The sequence below is a fragment of the Succinivibrio faecicola genome, from assembly GCF_019448115.1.
Lineage (GTDB): Bacteria > Pseudomonadota > Gammaproteobacteria > Enterobacterales > Succinivibrionaceae > Succinivibrio > Succinivibrio faecicola.
Genome location: NZ_JAGFNY010000001.1, coordinates 129578 through 148764 on the forward strand (window position 1 = coordinate 129578; position 19187 = coordinate 148764).

Genomic DNA, 19187 nt, shown 5'->3' on the forward strand with positions numbered 1-19187 from the left:
GAGCAAAGGATTTAATTCTAACTATCTGTTTTTCAACTATTTGTTAAGTATTTCAAACTTTAAATGATTATCTTTACCGATAAGAAAACATATGACAGAGTTTTTTTTGTGACAAACAATGCATTTTGCAACCTTACAGAATTTAGACAATTGAGTTAAAAGGACAAATTTTGTTGTATATGGTAGAATAGAAAAATCATGATAAACATAAAAGTGACCACCAATACAAAAAAAGAAGACTATATTGCAATTGAGAGGGAAACCGGTGCCATTGCTCTACCAAGTAAGCACCTGTTCGGTATATTCTCAGTTGGCATAATTTCCGTTTTTCTTGCACTGCCTTTTGGTCAACTTATTCCTACAGATTCTTCCCCTTTTACCGCCTATTCAACAGGAAAGAAAGAAAAAAATCAGGTCCTAGAGCTGCAGTATCTGAAAAATGATGAAGCACTTGCAGAAAAGAATATTGTTATCTCTGAGGCTGCAGGATCAGAGGAAAACTATGATGATGAAATTGCAACAGAAGTTCTTATTGCAGATAAGAGTGATGACAATGTTGTAATCAAAGATTCATCTGTGGATGGAGAAAAAGTTGCTCAGCCTCTAAGAGACAGATTTACAGCAAAATCTGAACAGGCTATTGCAGATGAAGCAAAGGCACAGTCTAAGGAATTTATCGAAAATGTTTTAACACCTGAGAAGATCAGTGCCCAGAAGAAAAGAGGAAACTGGTATGAACAGACTGTCAGAAGAGGCGACTCTCTTTACAAGATCTTCTCTTATCTTAATCTGTCAAAGGAAGATTATAAGAAAATCACCTTTGCCGGCAGAAAAGAAAATCTTTCATTAACAATCGGTGACAAGCTTCAGTTCCTTATTGACAAGGATAATACTCTGCTTGAGATTTTCATTCCTGTTGAGAACCAAAAACAGCTTCATTTTGTAAGGGATTCTGAGACAAACAAAGATCATTTTACAATGGTGAAAATTGACAGACTCTCAGAACAGCAGGATACTCTGATTGCAAATGATATCAAAGATGCCTCAGATATGCCGTCTGTTGCACTTGCAAAAACCAAGGCACTTGAAGAGCAGGCTGCAAAACTAGAAAAAGAACAGATGGAAAAACAGCGTTTAGCTCTTCTTGAAAAGGAAAAGGCAAGAAAAGAACTTCAGATCCAGAAGCAGAAGGAAGCTTTAGAAAGAAAAGAGTTAGCTTTAGCTAAAAAGCGCGAACAGCAACATCAGAAGCTTCTTTTAACAACAAACAGACCACGTCTGTTAATTGCTACAATCAACAAGAATGAGAACTTTGACAGAGCTGCAAAGAGAGTTGGTCTTACAAATTCTGAGATCCGTTCTATAAAGAACCAGTATCACGGAAAACTTAATGTAAGAAAATTAAGAGCCGGCGATAATTTCAGGGTTCTTTTCAACGGTATCGGTAACAAGTCAACAATGACCGCTATCGTTATTGATTCAAGAGAATATGGTGTTATTCCGCTCTACCGTCATCCTCAAAATCATATTTTCTATCAGGAGAATGAATACAATCCAACCTCAGGTGTATTCAGACGTTTCCCAATTATGGGTCAGGTTAAGGTAAGCTCACCTTTCAATCTGAACAGATTCCATCCTGTAAAGAAGGTAATAAGACCTCACTACGGTGTTGACTTCAAACTGTCTATCGGTACACCAATCTATGCTCCTGCTGATGGTGTTGTAACATATGCAAGCTATATGAGAGGCGGTGGCTATACAGTCAAGATTACACACAAGGGTGGTTACTCTACTGTTTATATGCATTTATCAAAGTTTGACGTCAAGAAAGGCGATGAGGTACATATAGGTCAGATGATTGCAAAATCTGGCAACACAGGTATCTCAACAGGACCACATCTGCATTATGAGGTTCATGTAAACGGGCGTGTGGTTGATCCTCTAAAGGTAGATCTTCCATCAGGTACTCCTGCTATGGCAAGACGTTTAAAGGATTCATTTAACAATACTGTATTTATTCTGAAAACAGAACTGTACAAAAAAGAACTTGCAGAACATACAGAAGAACTTGCAAACTGACAAAATAAGGAATAACTGTGCTTAGCGAAAAGGACTTTACAGAAGAGGCTCTTGCTGTTTTAAAATGGCTTGTTGCTATTCCATCTATCACCAGAACATCAGGTGATGAAATCATCAATCATACTATCTACAATACCGTAGCAGAATTTACCTATTTCAAGAATCATCCTGACTATCTTAATTATATTACTCACGATGATCAGAAAAATCACTCCTTTACCGCTTTTGTCAGAAGAGATATTCTGACAACACAGACTCTTGTTGTAATGTGCAATACTGACACCTCATCAAACGAGGTTTTCGGTACATTAAAATCTTATGCATTTAAATCAGATGAGTTAAAGGAAAAATTAAAGACACTGCAGCTTAGCGCTGAACAGTTGGCAAAAATCAATGATCCAAACAATATCTACGGTCTTGGAAGTTTTGAAAACAAAGCTCCTATCGCAGGTATGCTGATTTTGCTTAAATATTTTACAGAAAGACTATGGGAGCTTCCTGTAAACCTTCTGTTTATCTGCAACAGTGAGTCATTAAACGGTCATGAGGGTATAAGAACATGTCTTCCATATATCCATGAACTTATAAATGAGCAGAAAATTGATCTTAGTTTGGCTCTTACATTCAAACCAGAATCAATGTTCAAAGATTCACAGTCACTGTCTCTTTATACAGCTAACATGGGTAAGGTTGAAGCTGGTTTCTATATCTTTGGTGAAGGTACAGACTCAGAGCAGCCGTTCAAAGGATTCTCACCTACTCTTGTAGCATCAAAAATCATTGAGCAAATCGAGCTTAATCCAGAGATTACAGCATCATTGTCAAGCAGAGCTATTGCACCTACATTTAACTATTTGCATACCTATAACAACCGCTCTCCAAATACACCTGATGCAGTACATTTAAGTTTCAATTTTCCTTTTATTAACTTGAACCTGCTTGACCTTGTTGAGAATTTAAAACAGGTTGCAGCAAATGCAATTGAAAAAACAGCACTCTATACAGAAAACAGAGAAAGACAATTCTGTATCAGCAACGATCTGAAGATTATCGATGATGCAAGAGAAGCTGAGGTTTTATCATTTAACGATCTCTTCTACAGAGCTTCATTGCATTACAAGGGAAATCTAAAATCCGCTATCGAAGGCCTGATTCAAAAGTGTGCTAATGAAGATCTGTCTAATCATGACATCATTAAAACAATTATCGAGCGACTCAATGAGCTTGCAAGACTTCCAAGACCGTCTATTGTAGTTTTCTTTGGTAATGACTTTATTCCTCAGCAGCAGTTAAGACGTTCTAATGCTACTGACAGAGAGCTTTACATTAGAATCAATCATGCAGTTGAAGATTTTAATAAAACTAGAGACATGCAGATCAATATTGAAAACGAATGTCCTGCTAATGACAACTGTTTTATTAGACCTGTAGGTATTGATGTAGCATTAAAGGTATTAAAAGATGAATGCCCTATGCCTATTTCAACATTCTACAATCTATCAGCTCCTGGCATAACCTTCACATATAAAGGTGGTGATCTGTACAGAGCTCTTGAGCATGTTGACAAGCGTTTCTTTGGAGATATGCTCTGCTTTATTCATAATCTTATGATTCAGATTGGACCTGACGATGCACAGACCTATCTTGATAAGACAAAGGATGAGGCATTATCTGCACTCAAGGTTCAGAATACTGATCAAAAATCAAAGACTTCTGATGATCAAAAAGATGAGAATAAGAAAGACTCATCAAAGAATGTAAATACTCAAGCACAACAGGCTGCAGAAGAAAAAGCTGATACTTTAGCAAAAACAAAACAAGAAGATCTTAAAAAGGAGAATCAGAAAAAGGATGATCCTGTAAGAATTTAAAAACATAAGGTCTCAGTATCGAGACCTTTATTTTTCTTGTTTTAGATTGCAAAGGATAAGAGGACCTCGCAGTCAAGCTTTGAAAGCTTTTCAAAGGTACCAATAGAGTTAATCTCAGGGAATCCTACCTTAAAAAGGATCCTATCAATATCAGATGCATCGGCACCTATCTGAGACCACTTTACAGGAAGTGAAAGATCTGAAAAGAACTTTTTCAATCTTTGAATAGTCATCATTGCAACCTCATTATCATTAAGATCTGAAGGTAAATCAAAAACTCCTCTGCCAAACGTTGCAAGTTTACTTGCATTCTTGTTTTTCATGAAGGTAAACCATGAAGGAAATACTAAAGATGCAGCATGCTCTAGTGGAATTGAAAATACGCTCACTACAGCATTAGAAAGAGTTCTTGTAGCAGAATCAATTGTAATATTGAACATCGGATTTATATGAGCATTAATGCTTGCAAAAATCAGATTTGAAAGGCTCTGTGCATCATTGGTCTTCTCTTTTAATTTTTCATATGATGCAAGAACAGTCTTTAGCATGACGACAACTGTTTTTTCTGATAAAAGCTGTGCTTTGTTGTTTGAAAAAAATCTTTCAGCCATAATTGAGAATATTCTGACTAATGAACACTCCAGGCTTACACTGTCATACTGACAAAGTTCAGGAGACTAGACAACAAATTCAGGATAGAAGATATTTGAACGGCACTCATGATAGACGCATGTACTATCATCAAGTTTTCTTTGAATACTTACATAGTTATCAAGAGCAAGACCGCCACAGATAGTTGTTGAAATAATACCTACAGGCAAAGAAATCTCAACATCGGAATCTGATTTGAAAAGTTCAAACAGGTTCTTTGAATGTGCACTTGCAGCCGCAATTATCTTACCTGATGAAAATAACTTTGCTCCTCCGACTATAAGAACATAATCCACATGCTCATTTGTACAGAGCTTAATACCATCTGATATACAGTTTATAAGATCACTGTCATTGAATAAATGCTCTACAACCTCAAGACCAGAATTCTTTAAAGAACGCTTTACCTTATCAATAAGGTTTGAGATCTTAACTGATGTCTTTGAATAATATAGAAGTACTTTTGAACCACCCTGATACTTAATCAGTCTGCCAACGCCATTTTCCTCATTGTCACCGAAAAGAATATTGGTTTTTATAAGATTGTTGTAGTGGTCCATAAACTTGCTCTGAGTATAATATCTTAAAGTACACAAACAGTTACTAGTTTAGAAATATATCAGCAAAAATGAAAATAGCAATAATCATTTTTTCAAAGACAATTCATATTGTTCTTCAATAGATCTGTATGTGACAAACTACATATTTTTTTTTAATCTCCAAACATTCAAGAAACCTTATCTGTCAAGGTATTTGAAACATGTAGAAAACACAGGCAAATATTTTTACAAAATCTTATTGATTTATGTATTGTTTTTTGAAATATTTCCTTTAAGATAGCAAAAAAAATTTTGTTTTGATTTTTGTCAATTGGAGATTGCAGCGTGAACGATTCAATTTCAAATAACGCATCTACCACAGTATCTCAAGGTTACAGAAATGTACCTGGTGAAAATATTTATGCAAAACAGACTCATCTGCCAGGTGAAAGACCAGGTCAGAAGGCATCTCCTGTTGAGCAGAACAAAAAACCAATTCTTGAAATTAAGGGATTAACAAAGAACTTCTCAAATTTCACAGCAGTTAATAATGTTGATTTAACAATATATGAAGGTGAGATTTTCGCTCTTTTAGGCTCTTCAGGTTGCGGAAAGTCAACCTTGCTTAGAATGTTGGCAGGATTTGAGCATCCATCTGACGGTCAGATCATTCTTGATGGCGAGAACATTGTTGATCTGCCTCCTTACAAGAGAACACTCAATATGATGTTCCAGTCCTATGCTCTTTTCCCATATATGACTGTAAGACAGAATATCGCTTTTGGTCTAAAGCAAGAACATCTGTCACGTGATGTTATCAATGAACGAGTTGAGAAAATGTTAAAACTTGTTCATATGGAAGAGTATGAGGACAGAAAGCCATATCAGTTGTCAGGTGGTCAGCGTCAGCGTGTTGCTCTTGCAAGATCGCTGGCAAAAGAGCCAAGACTTCTTTTATTAGACGAGCCTATGGGAGCACTTGATAAGAAGCTTCGTGAACAGATGAGACTTGAGCTTGTAGACATCATCAATTCTGTTGGTGTTACATGCTTAATGGTTACCCATGATCAAGAAGAGGCCATGACAATGGCTGACAGAATTGCAATCATGGACAGAGGTGAATTTGTTCAGATTGGTGGACCACGTGAAATCTATGAGAATCCAAACTGCAGATTCTCAGCAGAATTCATTGGCTCTGTAAATATGTTCGACTGTACCTTGACTTCATCAAACCTAAAGCATTCAGTTATTTCATGTCAGGACTTCCCACTACCAATCGAACTTCAGCACGATATCGATATTGCAGACGGTATGCCTCTGTCTATCGCTATGAGACCTGAAAAGGTTTATATCTCTCACGAAGAGCCAAAACAGGAATCAAACTGGTGTTCAGGTATTGTTGAGAATATTGCTTATCTTGGTGATATTTCAATCTATTATGTACGTCTTCCATCAGGAAGAATCATTACAGCAACTCTACCTAATGTAGACCGTTTCAATGTTGGTTTCCCAACCTGGGATGATCAGGTTTATTTAAGCTGGGATCCAGAGTCCTGTATCGCACTTACATTCTAAGAGATAAAAATGGCTGTTGTTAGTTTAAATGCAATAAAAAGACCTGGTTCAAAGGGACATCGTCCACCACCAAGATTTGTTCCAGACAAAAAGATGAACTTTAGAGAAAGAGCAATCATCTTCGTACCTTATGTATGGATGATTCTGTTTTTCCTAATTCCATTTTTAATTATTTTCAAGATCTCTTTTAGTGTTACTGAGATTGCGATTCCACCATATTCTCCAATTATTACATTTGAAGAAGGTGCAATGCAGATTATTCTGCATCTTGAAAACTATACAAATATCTTTACAGATCCTGATGGAACCTATATGAGATCATATCTCAAATCCATTCAGGTTGCAGCATTCTCAACAATACTGTGTCTTGTAATCGGCTATCCTATTGCATGGGCTCTTGCAAGTGCAAAAAGTGCTACAAGAAACATTCTGTTTATTCTTGTAATCATGCCAAGCTGGACATCATTTGTTGTAAGAATCTATGCATGGATGACCATCTTAAAGCGTGATGGCATCATCAACGATATTCTCATGACAATTGGCGTTATTGACACTCCAATACAGCTTCTTCAAACAGATCTGGCTGTTTATATAGGTATTGTCTACTGCTATCTTCCATATATGGTTCTTCCTTTATTCTCTGCTTTAATGAAGGTTGACTACTCACTTATTGAAGCTGCACAGGACTTAGGCTGCAAACCAGTAAAGACATTTTTCCAGGCTCTTGTACCACAGACTAAGAGCGGTATTATTGCAGGCTCAATGCTTGTATTCATTCCTGCAATCGGTGAGTACGTAATTCCTGAACTTCTAGGCGGTAAAGATTCAATTCTTATCGGTAGAATTCTATGGCAGGAATTCTTCAACAACAGAGACTGGCCACTGGCTTCTGCTGTAGCAATTACTATGCTGACAGTTATGGCAATACCAATCATCTGGTTCTTTAAGAATCAGCGCAAGGGAGATATAAGATAATGTTTCATTTTAAGAAAGATACCAAGTCTCTGCTTGCTAGAGTCATCATTCTGACTTTAACACTGATATTTTTATATCTGCCAATCATGACACTGGTTGTATACTCATTCAATGCATCCAAGATGGTTACAGTTTGGACAGAGTTTTCTTTAAAGTGGTACAACGCTCTGTTCCATAATTCAGCTATCATAACTGCTGTAGGAATATCTCTTCTGCTTGCATTCTTGAGTGCTATTGCATCAGTTATCATTGGTACTCTTGCTGCCTTTGTAATGGTTAGAATTCGCAAATTCTCAGGTGAAAGCGCATTTTTACTATTCATGACAGCACCTATGATTCTGCCTGAGGTTATTTCTGGTCTTGCTCTACTGCTATTGTTTGTAACATTAGGAGATCTGATCCCTGTATTCTCAGACAGAGGTCTTATCACCATCTGGATTGCTCATGTGACATTCTGTTCAGCCTATGCTACCGTTGTGATCCGTTCACGCTTTGTTGAACTTGATATTTCAATTGAAGAGGCGGCAAAGGATCTAGGTGCAGGACCAATGAAGGTATTCTTTGTAATCATTCTGCCTGCAATCATGCCGGCTGAAGTTGCTGCATTCTTACTGTCATTTACAATGTCTATGGATGATCTTGTTATTACAAGTTTCGTAGCAGGTCCAAACTCAACAACACTTCCAATGCTCATCTTTTCAAGCGTAAGACGTGGTCTGTCACCTGAGATTAATGCTTTAGCATCAGTAATTGTTCTTGTAGTTTCATTGTTTGCTTTTGTATCCTGGATTCTTACAGTAAGAAAACAGAAGAGAAAGGCAAGAAACGCAGCTTTGGTTGCTGCAGCAAGAAGAAGAGAAGCTGCAATACATATTTCTTAATAAAAATTTTAAAATCAAGCCTGTAGCAGTATTTGTCTGATACAGGCTTTTTTATATACAAAATTCTTATATTTTGAAAAAATATAGATAGCTTATTTATGCCTTTTTATAGTTTAAAGTGTTTTTTCTGTCACATTTTTTAGATTTTCAAAAATTTTCGTATATAATATGCGCATCCTCTTTGTTAACTAATCGAGATTTTTATGTCTGATTTAAAACTCTTTGCTGGTAATGCAACACCAGAACTTGCAAACGAAATTGCAAAATGTCTTTACACAACCCTATCAGATGCAACCGTAGACACATTCTCAGACGGTGAAGTTCATGTACAGATCAACGACTGCGTTCGTGGCTGTGACACCTTCATTATCCAGTCTACATGTGCACCTACTAACAACAACCTGATGGAATTATTAGTTATGATCGATGCACTTCGCCGTGCATCAGCAGGTCGTATTACTGCTGTAATTCCATATTTTGGCTATGCAAGACAGGACAGACGTGTTCGTTCTGCTCGTGTGCCTATTACTGCAAAGGTTGTAGCTGACTTGTTATCATCTGTTGGCGTAGACAGAGTTTTAACTGTTGATCTTCATGCAGAGCAGATCCAGGGCTTCTTTGATGTTCCTGTAGATAACTGCTACTCTTCAAAGCTTTTTGTTGAAGACATGAAGAATCTTGAATTAAAGAATCCTTGCATCGTTTCACCTGATATGGGTGGTGTTGTAAGAGCACGTGCTATTTCTAAGTTATTGAACGATGCTGATATCGCTATTATCGACAAGCGTCGTCCACGTCCTAACGTATCAGAGGTTATGAACTTAATCGGTGAGGTTAAGGATCGTGAGTGTATCATCGTAGATGATATGATTGATACTGGTGGTACCTTATGTAAGGCTGCAGCAGCTCTTAAAGAGCGTGGTGCCAAGAAGGTTATCGCCTACGGTACTCATCCTGTATTATCAGGCGCTGCTTATGAGAATATCAAGAACAGCGTTATTGATACAATCGTTGTAACAAACTCTATTCCTGCAACCGAGAAATTCAAGGCTACAGGTAAGTTCAGATACGTTTCACTTGCTCCAACCTTAGCTGAAGCAATCCGTCGTATCAACAACGATGAATCAATTTCTGTAATGTTCAACGACGCAGTATAATCTGATAGTTTTATCAAGAGGGCGCACTATTGCGCCCTTTTTAGTTTTACTGGTTATGTTATGCTGTGCAATACGCTATAATATGCATGGTTTATTTCAAAGATATAAAAATGAAACAAGAGCACGGCCTTACAAGAATTCCTTTCTATTCAGAACTTACTGTATTTAACAGAGAGAGTGTTGCAAATGATGCAGTAGCCTTGGTTCTCTCAGTCATGCTGTACTGGCATTCACTTGAAAAGTACATGCGATTTAATGCAAGAAACCATCTGTTTTTACTAGCCAGAAACCTAAGACTTAGTCCTGATACAGTAAAAGAATGTTTAGACTATCTATGCTCTTTAAAAATTCTTGAGAAAACACAGGAAATAATAAAAACAAATTCTGAAAATGAAAATAAAAAAGAGAAATTAAACGAGTTTTATTCTCTCAATTTTCATAATCTCAATGTAGCTTTAAAAGAAAAAGATCTTGATATAAGTGTAAAGGTCCTAAAACTTGCTGCTGACGATTATTTTGATATTTATTCATATATTAGCCCATCAAGGTTGCCAGTATTGCAAGGATTGAACGGCATGATAAAAGACAGCCTGTATGAAGAGGCCTCATATCAGGTTTGTAAAATTATCACAGGTATCTGTGCTCAAAAAGAATATGAGGATTTTTCATATAAAGCACTAGCACCAGGATGGAGAATGCTATGTCAGCCACCTGCAACAGCAGAGGATGTCGTTCAAAGATATCTAAGAGAAGGTGAGCGCTGTACCGATATAGATCTTACTGATGGAACAATCTTTATTCCAGATGGCACCTATTTTGGTACGGAAAAACACCGTATATGGCACAGTGGCAAAGCATCAGAGCCAAGAGTGCTTGCAACTGCCATTTACCTTGCATTTTGCTCTGTTGAAAAGGAAATGAAGTTCTTTTCTGATTTAACAATAAAAGAGCTTGAACCAGGTATAAGACTACTACATCATTTCACAAAAATTAAAGCTAATATTGGCGAATATTATTTTGATTATAACGATCTACAAGGAAATGACCGACTTCAAGCTCAAAGTGAGCTTGAAAAAATAATCGCCACTTTATAAGCGGCGATTAAACCATATGTTTGTTGATTTATTGATTTCTTGCTTTATTCCATTAACAGCTAGTAGCAGAGATTACCTGAGCATCATTCTCATTGAACTGCTTTCTATTCAGATATCTTAAATGCTCTTTTGCCTCTTCAAGACTTGAGCATTTACCTGACTTAATGAAATTTGCATAGCACAGCGCATTTTCACTTTTTGCCTCTCCATCGTCAAAGAAAGAATAAACATGGTTATAAAGTGTATAACAGCGATGTGAATTTAAAATTCTGTTTGAATTATTGGCAATAAAATTGAATTTTTCAATTTGAGAATAGCTTGAATATACGCCAACAACACAGTAAACACCACCTATTACCAGGGACGCATTTGCTATTATAGAGAAAACCTCATCAGGTACCAGGCCTGACAGAAAAACTATTAGATTTGCAGCAAGTACTACAAGTATTGAACCAAGTACACACTTAAAGGCCTCCCAGTTGGCATTGTATTTTTCACAGAACTCTCTTTTTTCTTTTAGCTTTTCATAATAAGCAAGTTGTCTTGAGAGTCTGACCAGACCTTCTGCTAACAGATCTCTTTTCTCTCGTGTAACACATTCATTAGGATTTATTGAATAAATATAAGTATCCATAGATAACTCCTTTGTTACAACAAACGTGATTTATATCAGCTTCATTTAAAGTTTACAAAGTCAGTCTTATGGAAAGATTAGCGAATATTTACATTTAAAGAAGAAACATGACGCAGTTAAAATTATAAAAAAAATCGGATAACAAAAACGCTATCCGATTATAGTATTGAAAATTTATTTTGATTACTGCTGAGCAGCACCTAAAAGATTAAGAATTACGATCTCACGATCAGCAGGATCAGTGATGCTGTCTGCTGACTTGTAAACAAACTTACCAAAGTCACATGCATCCATAGGCATTGCTCTTGTCAGATCGCTTGCAGCATTAGCAATCTTCTTCTGTTTGAATACTGGTAACTGCTGCATCTGCTTTTCGTTAGCACTTTCTAATAATGAACCTGCCTTTTCAGCCTGCTCCTTAGTTAAGGTTGCGCTATTGATGTTGCCCTTAGCTACGCTGTGTGCTGCTGCTCTCTGAGCTGCAAGATAAGCTTCTAACTGCTCTTTGGTCATCTTCTTGAATACGCGTGAGCTTGAAGTCTGCATTTCTCTTTCTGCAAATAATCTTGGATCTCCGATTACATACATCTTGCATGTTCTTGGTGAAAGAGTTGTAATAAGAGTCTTGTTGTAGTTAAAGAATGCTTCACGCTCCTGTGCTGAAGTCTTTAAAATACCTTCAACTGCGATATCATTCATTGTCTTGAATGCGGTCGCAAATGCTCTCTTCTTATCAAGATTCTTTGCTTTGAAAACGCCCTGCTCATCAAGCTTCTTTACATAGAAATCAAGTAGCTCATCATCAAACATCTTCTTGTAGTGATCTCTTACGATCTCAAGCTTATCTTCATCAAGCTTGAAACCATTTAAGATCTTGTTTAAGTTTGAATCGTTGTTAACGGCCTGAGATAAAAGTGCTCTGAACTGCTCTTGTGGTGTCTTTGGCTTTGATGGGCCAGATGCTAAGAATACAACAATTGCTAAAACGAATAAGACTGCACCTGCAATAACACCGATAGCAACTTTCTTATCCTGCTTTACTTTTTCAACTAATGATAAAGCCTGAGACTTTAGCTCGTCTTTCTTGAATTCCATAATATAACCTTTAGATAGTAAAGAAAAAAGTGGAGCTATTATAGATCATTAGATTAGCTTTGAATTAGCTAAAACTTAGAACTTACAAAAAACAGTATTAAACAGCATTGTTTTTTTCGTGCTAAGTTATGTATATCAAACTCAAATTCAGAAAACTAAATAAGCCTCATTGACAGCTCACATGGCAAAAAGCCAGGAGGAGCTGTAAAAAGACTTTATGGACGAATTATCACTTTTTTTTGAATCAGAACAGATTTGGATTAAAAAAAGGCCTTAAATCATTGTTGTTATCGCGCTTTTTACCGGTAAGCTCTTTATAGATGGAATAATCGTTATCTGTAAATACGTTGAAAATAACATCAATGTCTGCATTTTTACTTTCAAGATATTCTTTAACAGTATCAACAGCAATTCTTGCAGCCTGTGCTTTTGGAAAACCGAAACAACCTGTAGAAATACAACAAAAAGCAACAGATTTAATCCCCTTTTCTCTGGCTATATCAAGAGTATTTGTATAACATAAGGCAAGTGCGTCATTATCTTTTTTCTGTACTTTAAAACTTACATTAGGACCAACAACGTGAATCACATATTTACAAGGAAGATTAAAAGCATCAGTTAAGGTTGCAGAGCCTACAGGTGCGTTTCCCTGATAAAGTTCATTTACAATCTTAGAGCACTCATAACGTAACTGAAGCCCAGAACAAGAGTGTATACAGTTGTCTATACAGTTGTGTCCTGCCTGAAAGCACCCTAGCAATGATGAATTGGCAGCATTTACAATAGCATCGACTTTTAGGTTGGTAATATCACCTTTGAAAAGATGAATTCTGTTACTTATATGAACACCTAGAAGATCTGATAATTGTGTGAGCGTTTTTTCTTTTAACTCTGCTTGTAAAAGCTCATCTTGAAGTTTGAAATATTCAGGTGAAAGTGCATTTTTGATATTATGCATATTCATAAGACCGCGTAGAAGATTTCTCTGTACAGAATAATCCTCAGAAAACTCCTCAATCTGCTTTTTTAGGATTGGAGTATGATCTGCTAAGATCTCAATCAGACGCGATACAAGATTTGACTTATCCATATTCTTTCTCCTGACTTTTTAAAAATTATATCATTCATAAAATATCTATAAGCTCCTGTATGTCTATTCTTTGATCTGGATATGTGAAAATTTTATTAAAGGCTAAAAGATCAAGAAGTTAGAAAAATATAGATATCTTTTTTATTTATTTTTTAATAATCGTCTTGAAATATAAAGGCATAGACCTCATATAAGATAAAGACAAACAAGAATATACAGGCTACAGTTATCATGGCAGAAAATAAAGAAGAAAAAAAATCCGAAGTTTTATCAAAAGATCAGGTAGAAAAGATAAACAAGCTTTTATCATTATTATCTGATGAACAGCTTGAAGGTGTAAAAAACCGTCTTTCTGATTTGAAAAAAAGCCTAAAAGAAAATGATGCTGCTGAAGAAAACGGCGATGACGTCATGGAAATTGCTGCACCTTCACCTGCACTAATCAATGTTATTCCGACCTTCTCAAGACCGGTAATGCCATCTCAGATTGCTCCAATTCAGCTAAAGGGTAATTTTGAAAAACTTATAACAGAAATTGCTGACACACAGTCAAAGTGCTTTGCTCTTTTTTCTATTGATGAAAAATATGAAAGCAAAGGCACTATCAGCAAAAATCAATTTCCAAAAACAGGTACTCTTGTAAGATTACTGCACGCAAAGAGCATTCCAGGTGAGGTTCACTTTGTCTGCGAAGGTATTTGCAGAGTTGAAATCGAAAAATGGGTTAAATTTGGCAGTGAGCTAAAAGCAAAGATAAGATATCCTGAAAATATTATGCCAGAACAGGGTTCAGAGGATGAACTCAAGCTAAAAGCATATGCAATGAATCTTGTAGCTCTGCTTCAGGAGATACTGCCATTAAATCCAATGTACTCAGAAGAAATGAGACAGTATCTTTTAAGATTCGATCAAAATGATCCTTCAATGCTTGCCGACTGTGCTGCATCAATTACATCTACAACTCAGAGTATCCTTCAGGATATTCTTGAAACATACGATGTTCTGACAAAGCTTGAAAAATCTCAGTCTATTCTGAAAAAAGAACTTAAGGCAGCAAAACTTCAGGATGCTATCAGAAGTTCTGTAAATGAAAGACTTACAAAACGTCAAAAAGAATTTGTTTTAAAAGAACAGATAAAAGAAATTCAAAAAGAGCTTGGCACAAGAGGTGATGCTTTCTCTGAGGGTGATGAATTTATCTCCCGTATGAAGAAACTCAATCCACCGGCTGAAATCAAAAGGCGTTTTGACAATGAAATCAAGAAATTCAATACCATTGATACAAACTCACCAGAATATGGTATTGCCAGAAACTATCTTGAAACACTGTGTACCATTCCATGGGGACAGTATGCAAAGGAGAATCTTAATCTTGAACATGCAAGAGAAGTTCTAGATGAAGATCATGAAGGCTTAAAGGATGTTAAAGACAGAATTATTGAGTTTCTTGCAATAGGTGCATTAAAGGGCACCACAAACGGCTCAATTCTGCTATTTGTAGGCCCTCCTGGTGTTGGTAAAACTTCTATTGGAAAATCCATTGCAAAAGCTCTTAACAGACCATTCTACCGTCTGTCTTTAGGTGGTGTTGGTGATGACAGTGTTATCAAGGGACACAGAAAAACCTATATTGGAGCAATGCCAGGCAAATTTGTACAGGCTTTAAGAGAAACAAAAGTAATGAATCCTGTGATCATGTTAGATGAGATAGACAAACTGACTCATTCATATCATGGCGATCCTGCTTCATCATTACTTGAAACACTTGATCCCGAGCAGAACAGCACATTCATGGATAACTACCTTGATGAAAGACTGGATCTGTCAAAGTGTCTGTTTATCTGTACAGCAAATACAGAAGATACTATTCCATCTGCACTTTTAGACAGAATGGATAAAATAAGACTGTCAGGCTATATTGGCTCTGAGAAACTTGCAATTGCCAAAAAGCATCTGATGCCTAAGGCTCTTGAAAAAGCACATCTGACAAAGTCTCAGATAAAGATGTCTGATGCTGTTTTAAAGAAGATCATAGAAGAATATGCCCGTGAAAGCGGAATGAGATCAACTCAAAGAGCTATTGAAAAAATCATCAGAAAAGGTGCTGTAAAGATCCTGGAGGGAAGCAAGAGTGTTACAGTCAAAACAAATGATCTGTTTGATTATCTTGGAACTGCTCCGTTCAAGAGAGAAAAGCATCTTGAAGGTGTAGGTGTAATCACTGGTCTTGCATGGACTTCTGTAGGCGGTGCAACACTACCTATTGAGTCATCAAGAGTAAATACTGATCAGAAAGCTTTAGAGCTTACAGGATCTCTTGGCGATGTGATGAAAGAATCAGCTCATATTGCATATAGCTATATTCAATCTCATATTGAAAAATTTGCAAAAGACAAAAAAGATTTCTTCAAGAAATCAACAATACATATTCATGTACCTGAGGGTGCAACACCAAAAGATGGTCCATCAGCCGGTGTAACTATAGCATCATCACTTCTGTCACTTGCTATGAACAAAGCACCTAAAAAAGGGTATGCAATGACAGGAGAACTGTCACTTACAGGACAGGTACTTGCTATTGGAGGTATAAAGGAAAAGACCATTGCAGCAAGACGTATGGGTATTTTCAATATCATCTGTCCAAAAGCAAATGAAGATGATGTAAAAGAACTGCCTGTTGAGGTAACAGAAGGTGTAAATTACTATTTTGCAGATACCTATGAGGATGTGGCAAAGGTAATTTTTGATCTGAAAAAATAAAATTACTACCAAAAACAATGGCAGATCATCTGATCTGCCATTTTCTTTTTTACAAAACTTTATTCAGAATCATTTGGCAGTGCATCTTCCTGATTATTGTCTGTATTAGAGATTGCTTTGTTAATCTTAACTACAGCATCATTCAAAGCTTGTTTTGCATTCTGCTTGTTTGCAATCACACTCTTGATAGCATCAGCCATAGGGCCCCAGATCTGTGATGTTTCAGCAATATATGGCATAGGATCTGCATTTAGCATCTGGCTTGCAAGAGCATTTGAGAAATCGTCATTTGCAATTAAAGGATTTGCAATAACATCATTGATTGGAGGCAACTCTGCAATTGCAGAATAACGGATAAGCGCATATTTTGGCTGGTTTGCAAATTCGATGAATTTAGCTGCAAGATCTTTGTTCTGTGAATTCTTTGCAATAGCATAGCCCTTTACACCATAAAATGGTCTGAAGTATTCACCGTTCTTTAATTTTGGCAAAGGAGCGATACCATAATTGATACCAGATTTTGCATATGAATCAAGAGCCCATGGACCATTGATTACAGCTGCAGCCTGACCTTCAATAAACATCTTGTCAACAAGTCCCCAGCCTTCAGGAGTCTGAAGCTGTTTTGGAATATAGCGTCTTACATAATCAGCAAGATTTGTAAGACCATCATCTGCATTGCCTGATGCAAAACCTACATCATACTTATTGTATTCCTCGCCGTTTTTACCGAAAACATAAGCGCCATAGGCTGACATCATACCGTATGCAATATAAAGTTCATCAAGTTTACCAACAAGACCATATTTGCCCTGAGCTGCTAATCTGTCACCAGCTTTCTCGTATCCATCTATAGTCTCATATGGAACATCAAGCAGATCCTTGTTGTAGTAAACAACAAGTGTCTCAATTGAACGAGGAGCCGCATAATATTTTCCATTTATATAGAATACATCTGTTGCAAGTTTTGCATATTTTGAAGCATCAGCTTTCATAAATGGCAGATCAGATATAACGTTTTTATTTACAGCCTCTTCTGTTCTATCTGAAATCACAATGAAAACATCAGGTACATCACCTCCGTTTTCAACAAGTTTTTCAAGCTCATTTAGATGTGATGCACTATCTTTCTGTTCAATAACAACCTTTACTTTGTTCTCTTTTGCGAAGTCTCTTGCTGCCAGTTCAATACCAACAGCCTTATTGGTGTCTTCCCATATGGTAAGCACATCACCTGCAGCATTAGCTGTCTGACCTAAAGCAACACTAATACCAAGAGCAATAAGTGTTTTGCAGAATGTTCTCATATAATCCTCGATAAATTTGTAAAATTTAAATATGCAACATATAGGTGCATATAGGTGCATTTATCTGAATTATAGACAAAAATTCATTTTATGCAGTTAATTATTGTTAAGAAATTAACAATTTTTGTTATTTATCAGCATTATTTAGTTTGTTTTTGTATGCTTCATCACCTTTCATATGTCTTTCATAGCGTATAAGCTCTATTTCATTGACACATTCATCAAGATTTGAATCAGATGTATCGATGTTTTCAAATGACTTTACAAAAGCTACATTTGCAGGCCCCCAGATATCAGCCATGAAGTTCTGATCCGGCATAAGATAACTATGCTCACACTGTTTTAAGACAGAAAGGGCGAACTCATCGTTCAGGTATGTGAATGTAAGAAACAGCTCATTTAAAGGAACAACCTCACCACTGATAAGATAACGTTTGAAAGCATAGTCAGGCTGATTTATGAATCTTATGAATTTCTCAGCCAAATCCTTTTGTCTTGCATTTTTAGGGATCATGTAACCTTTTACCTTGTAAAAGGCTGACATTCTCTGAAAGTTATCAAGTACAGGTAGCATTTGACAACCAACATCAATGCCTGATTTTTTATATTTAGCATATGCATATGAACCGTTTATGACTGATAAGGCCTTATCACTTATAAAGAGCTTGTCAAGATACTGCTGTCCCTTATCAAGATCGGCAACTGGCATATACTTTTTTGTATATTCAATCAATGCCTTAAAACCTTCCTTAGCATCGTTTTTATTTAGACCTACATAAGATCCTTTTTTCTTGTCATCCACAAGGTAGGCACCATATGCATTAAGGAATCCAAAACCATAATAAAACTTATTTAAAAGGCCTAAGATTGGGTAGATTTTCTTATCCTCTGTGTAAAGCTCTCTATAGTCTTTAATTGTCTTTGGCTTATTAAGTAAAAGTTTTTTATTGTAAAAGACAATTGAAGTTTCGACACTGCGCGGAGAGGCATATATACCAGAGTCTGATTCAAAAGGAGTTAAAGAGCTGCTTGTATAAAACTGTTTGTCTGAACTCATAAAATCAAGCGGCAGTATTACTCCATCTTTGATTGCAGACTGAGCCTCCTCACTTAAACCAACAAATACATCTGGTACAGGATAATTCTTTTCCTGCGCATTGCGAACAAGAGACATCTGCTCTTCAACACTCTTAGGCTCGATGTTAACAGTGCATTCATATAAAGATGAAAAATCTCTTGCTGCCTGCTCTATACTGGATATCTTATTAGCATCCTCATAAACAGTAAGAACTTTTTTTTCAAAGGCAAAAGCCTTACTGAATATTACAAATAAACATAAGCAAACAAATACAAAACGGGAAACGCGAAACATACTTATGCCTTTTAATCAGTTAACAATGATTTAATTATTATGGAATAAAAAAAGGAGAATAAAATTAAAAAGATAAGTAAATTTCAACAAAGATCGCAAAAAAAAAA

General features: G+C 36.4%; 15 protein-coding genes. 8 read left to right on the top strand and 7 right to left on the bottom strand.

What is annotated here, in order from left to right:
• Nucleotides 1–198: 198 nt before the first annotated feature.
• Both J5V48_RS00665 and J5V48_RS00670 read left to right on the top strand, forming a co-directional pair.
• The gene (locus J5V48_RS00665; protein ID WP_219935907.1) at nucleotides 199–2079 is read left to right on the top strand and encodes a peptidoglycan DD-metalloendopeptidase family protein; all 1881 of its coding nucleotides are present in this window, start codon (nucleotides 199–201) and stop codon (nucleotides 2077–2079) included.
• Nucleotides 2080–2096: 17 nt separating this feature from the next.
• On the top strand, nucleotides 2097–3950 hold the full coding sequence (locus tag J5V48_RS00670; protein ID WP_219935909.1) for a hypothetical protein: 1854 nt from the start codon (nucleotides 2097–2099) through the stop codon (nucleotides 3948–3950).
• 41 nt (nucleotides 3951–3991) lie between these two features.
• Here the strand turns inward: J5V48_RS00670 and J5V48_RS10050 are convergent, their stop codons facing one another.
• Together J5V48_RS10050 and J5V48_RS10055 are read right to left on the bottom strand one after the other, a co-directional pair.
• On the bottom strand, nucleotides 3992–4561 hold the full coding sequence (locus J5V48_RS10050) for a dehydroquinate synthase/iron-containing alcohol dehydrogenase family protein (protein ID WP_219935910.1): 570 nt from the start codon (nucleotides 4559–4561) through the stop codon (nucleotides 3992–3994).
• A 66-nt stretch (nucleotides 4562–4627) separates the two neighbouring features.
• A complete protein-coding gene (locus J5V48_RS10055; RefSeq protein ID WP_219935912.1) occupies nucleotides 4628–5161 on the bottom strand; it encodes an iron-containing alcohol dehydrogenase in 534 nt (177 codons plus the stop codon).
• 417 nt (nucleotides 5162–5578) lie between these two features.
• Here J5V48_RS10055 and potA point away from each other — a divergent pair, with 417 nt between their 5' ends.
• The 5 genes from potA to J5V48_RS00705 all read left to right on the top strand — a co-directional run bounded on the left by potA (nucleotide 5579) and on the right by J5V48_RS00705 (nucleotide 10822).
• Complete coding sequence (gene potA, locus J5V48_RS00685; RefSeq protein WP_219936098.1) at nucleotides 5579–6715, top strand: polyamine ABC transporter ATP-binding protein; 1137 nt, start codon at nucleotides 5579–5581, stop codon at nucleotides 6713–6715.
• Nucleotides 6716–6808: 93 nt separating this feature from the next.
• Nucleotides 6809–7690, top strand: coding sequence for an ABC transporter permease subunit (locus J5V48_RS00690; protein ID WP_219936100.1), 882 nt, complete (start codon nucleotides 6809–6811; stop codon nucleotides 7688–7690).
• Nucleotides 7690–8571 carry an ABC transporter permease subunit gene (locus J5V48_RS00695; protein WP_219935914.1) on the top strand — a complete coding sequence of 294 codons (882 nt, stop codon included), beginning with the start codon at nucleotides 7690–7692 and terminating at the stop codon, nucleotides 8569–8571. Before J5V48_RS00690 ends, J5V48_RS00695 begins: the two co-directional genes overlap by 1 nt.
• Before the next feature lie 203 nt (nucleotides 8572–8774).
• Complete coding sequence (locus tag J5V48_RS00700; protein ID WP_219935916.1) at nucleotides 8775–9728, top strand: ribose-phosphate pyrophosphokinase; 954 nt, start codon at nucleotides 8775–8777, stop codon at nucleotides 9726–9728.
• A gap of 110 nt (nucleotides 9729–9838) precedes the next feature.
• Complete coding sequence (locus J5V48_RS00705) at nucleotides 9839–10822, top strand: hypothetical protein (RefSeq protein ID WP_219935918.1); 984 nt, start codon at nucleotides 9839–9841, stop codon at nucleotides 10820–10822.
• A 52-nt stretch (nucleotides 10823–10874) separates the two neighbouring features.
• On the opposite strand, the gene J5V48_RS00710 is transcribed toward J5V48_RS00705, so the two are convergent.
• The 3 genes from J5V48_RS00710 to J5V48_RS00720 form a co-directional block, all read right to left on the bottom strand.
• Nucleotides 10875–11456, bottom strand: coding sequence for a hypothetical protein (locus J5V48_RS00710; RefSeq protein ID WP_219935920.1), 582 nt, complete (start codon nucleotides 11454–11456; stop codon nucleotides 10875–10877).
• Between the two features lie 183 nt (nucleotides 11457–11639).
• Nucleotides 11640–12551 (bottom strand): hypothetical protein, encoded by a 912-nt coding sequence (locus J5V48_RS00715; RefSeq protein WP_219935921.1) that lies wholly within the window; start codon nucleotides 12549–12551, stop codon nucleotides 11640–11642.
• A 244-nt stretch (nucleotides 12552–12795) separates the two neighbouring features.
• The gene (locus J5V48_RS00720) at nucleotides 12796–13641 is read right to left on the bottom strand and encodes a protein-ADP-ribose hydrolase (RefSeq protein ID WP_219935923.1); all 846 of its coding nucleotides are present in this window, start codon (nucleotides 13639–13641) and stop codon (nucleotides 12796–12798) included.
• Nucleotides 13642–13872: 231 nt separating this feature from the next.
• Between J5V48_RS00720 and lon the strand changes: the two genes are divergently transcribed.
• Entirely contained in the window at nucleotides 13873–16401 is a 2529-nt protein-coding gene (lon, locus tag J5V48_RS00725) for an endopeptidase La (RefSeq protein WP_219935925.1), read from the top strand.
• A gap of 59 nt (nucleotides 16402–16460) precedes the next feature.
• Here lon and J5V48_RS00730 read toward each other — a convergent pair whose 3' ends face one another.
• Together J5V48_RS00730 and J5V48_RS00735 are read right to left on the bottom strand one after the other, a co-directional pair.
• Nucleotides 16461–17708 carry an extracellular solute-binding protein gene (locus J5V48_RS00730; RefSeq protein WP_219935927.1) on the bottom strand — a complete coding sequence of 416 codons (1248 nt, stop codon included), beginning with the start codon at nucleotides 17706–17708 and terminating at the stop codon, nucleotides 16461–16463.
• A gap of 127 nt (nucleotides 17709–17835) precedes the next feature.
• On the bottom strand, nucleotides 17836–19080 hold the full coding sequence (locus tag J5V48_RS00735) for an extracellular solute-binding protein (protein WP_219935929.1): 1245 nt from the start codon (nucleotides 19078–19080) through the stop codon (nucleotides 17836–17838).
• Nucleotides 19081–19187: the final 107 nt, after the last annotated feature.

What these genes read in the sequence shown, in the direction of transcription:
- J5V48_RS00665 (WP_219935907.1), top strand. Translation starts at nt 199, where the DNA reads ATGATAAACATAAAAGTGACCACCAATACAAAAAAAGAAGACTATATT.
- J5V48_RS10050 (WP_219935910.1), bottom strand. Translation starts at nt 4,561, where the DNA reads ATGGCTGAAAGATTTTTTTCAAACAACAAAGCACAGCTTTTATCAGAA.
- J5V48_RS10055 (WP_219935912.1), bottom strand. Translation starts at nt 5,161, where the DNA reads ATGGACCACTACAACAATCTTATAAAAACCAATATTCTTTTCGGTGAC.
- J5V48_RS00690 (WP_219936100.1), top strand. Translation starts at nt 6,809, where the DNA reads ATGAACTTTAGAGAAAGAGCAATCATCTTCGTACCTTATGTATGGATG.
- J5V48_RS00695 (WP_219935914.1), top strand. Translation starts at nt 7,690, where the DNA reads ATGTTTCATTTTAAGAAAGATACCAAGTCTCTGCTTGCTAGAGTCATC.
- J5V48_RS00700 (WP_219935916.1), top strand. Translation starts at nt 8,775, where the DNA reads ATGTCTGATTTAAAACTCTTTGCTGGTAATGCAACACCAGAACTTGCA.
- J5V48_RS00705 (WP_219935918.1), top strand. Translation starts at nt 9,839, where the DNA reads ATGAAACAAGAGCACGGCCTTACAAGAATTCCTTTCTATTCAGAACTT.
- J5V48_RS00710 (WP_219935920.1), bottom strand. Translation starts at nt 11,456, where the DNA reads ATGGATACTTATATTTATTCAATAAATCCTAATGAATGTGTTACACGA.
- J5V48_RS00715 (WP_219935921.1), bottom strand. Translation starts at nt 12,551, where the DNA reads ATGGAATTCAAGAAAGACGAGCTAAAGTCTCAGGCTTTATCATTAGTT.
- J5V48_RS00720 (WP_219935923.1), bottom strand. Translation starts at nt 13,641, where the DNA reads ATGGATAAGTCAAATCTTGTATCGCGTCTGATTGAGATCTTAGCAGAT.
- lon (WP_219935925.1), top strand. Translation starts at nt 13,873, where the DNA reads ATGGCAGAAAATAAAGAAGAAAAAAAATCCGAAGTTTTATCAAAAGAT.
- J5V48_RS00730 (WP_219935927.1), bottom strand. Translation starts at nt 17,708, where the DNA reads ATGAGAACATTCTGCAAAACACTTATTGCTCTTGGTATTAGTGTTGCT.
- J5V48_RS00735 (WP_219935929.1), bottom strand. Translation starts at nt 19,080, where the DNA reads ATGTTTCGCGTTTCCCGTTTTGTATTTGTTTGCTTATGTTTATTTGTA.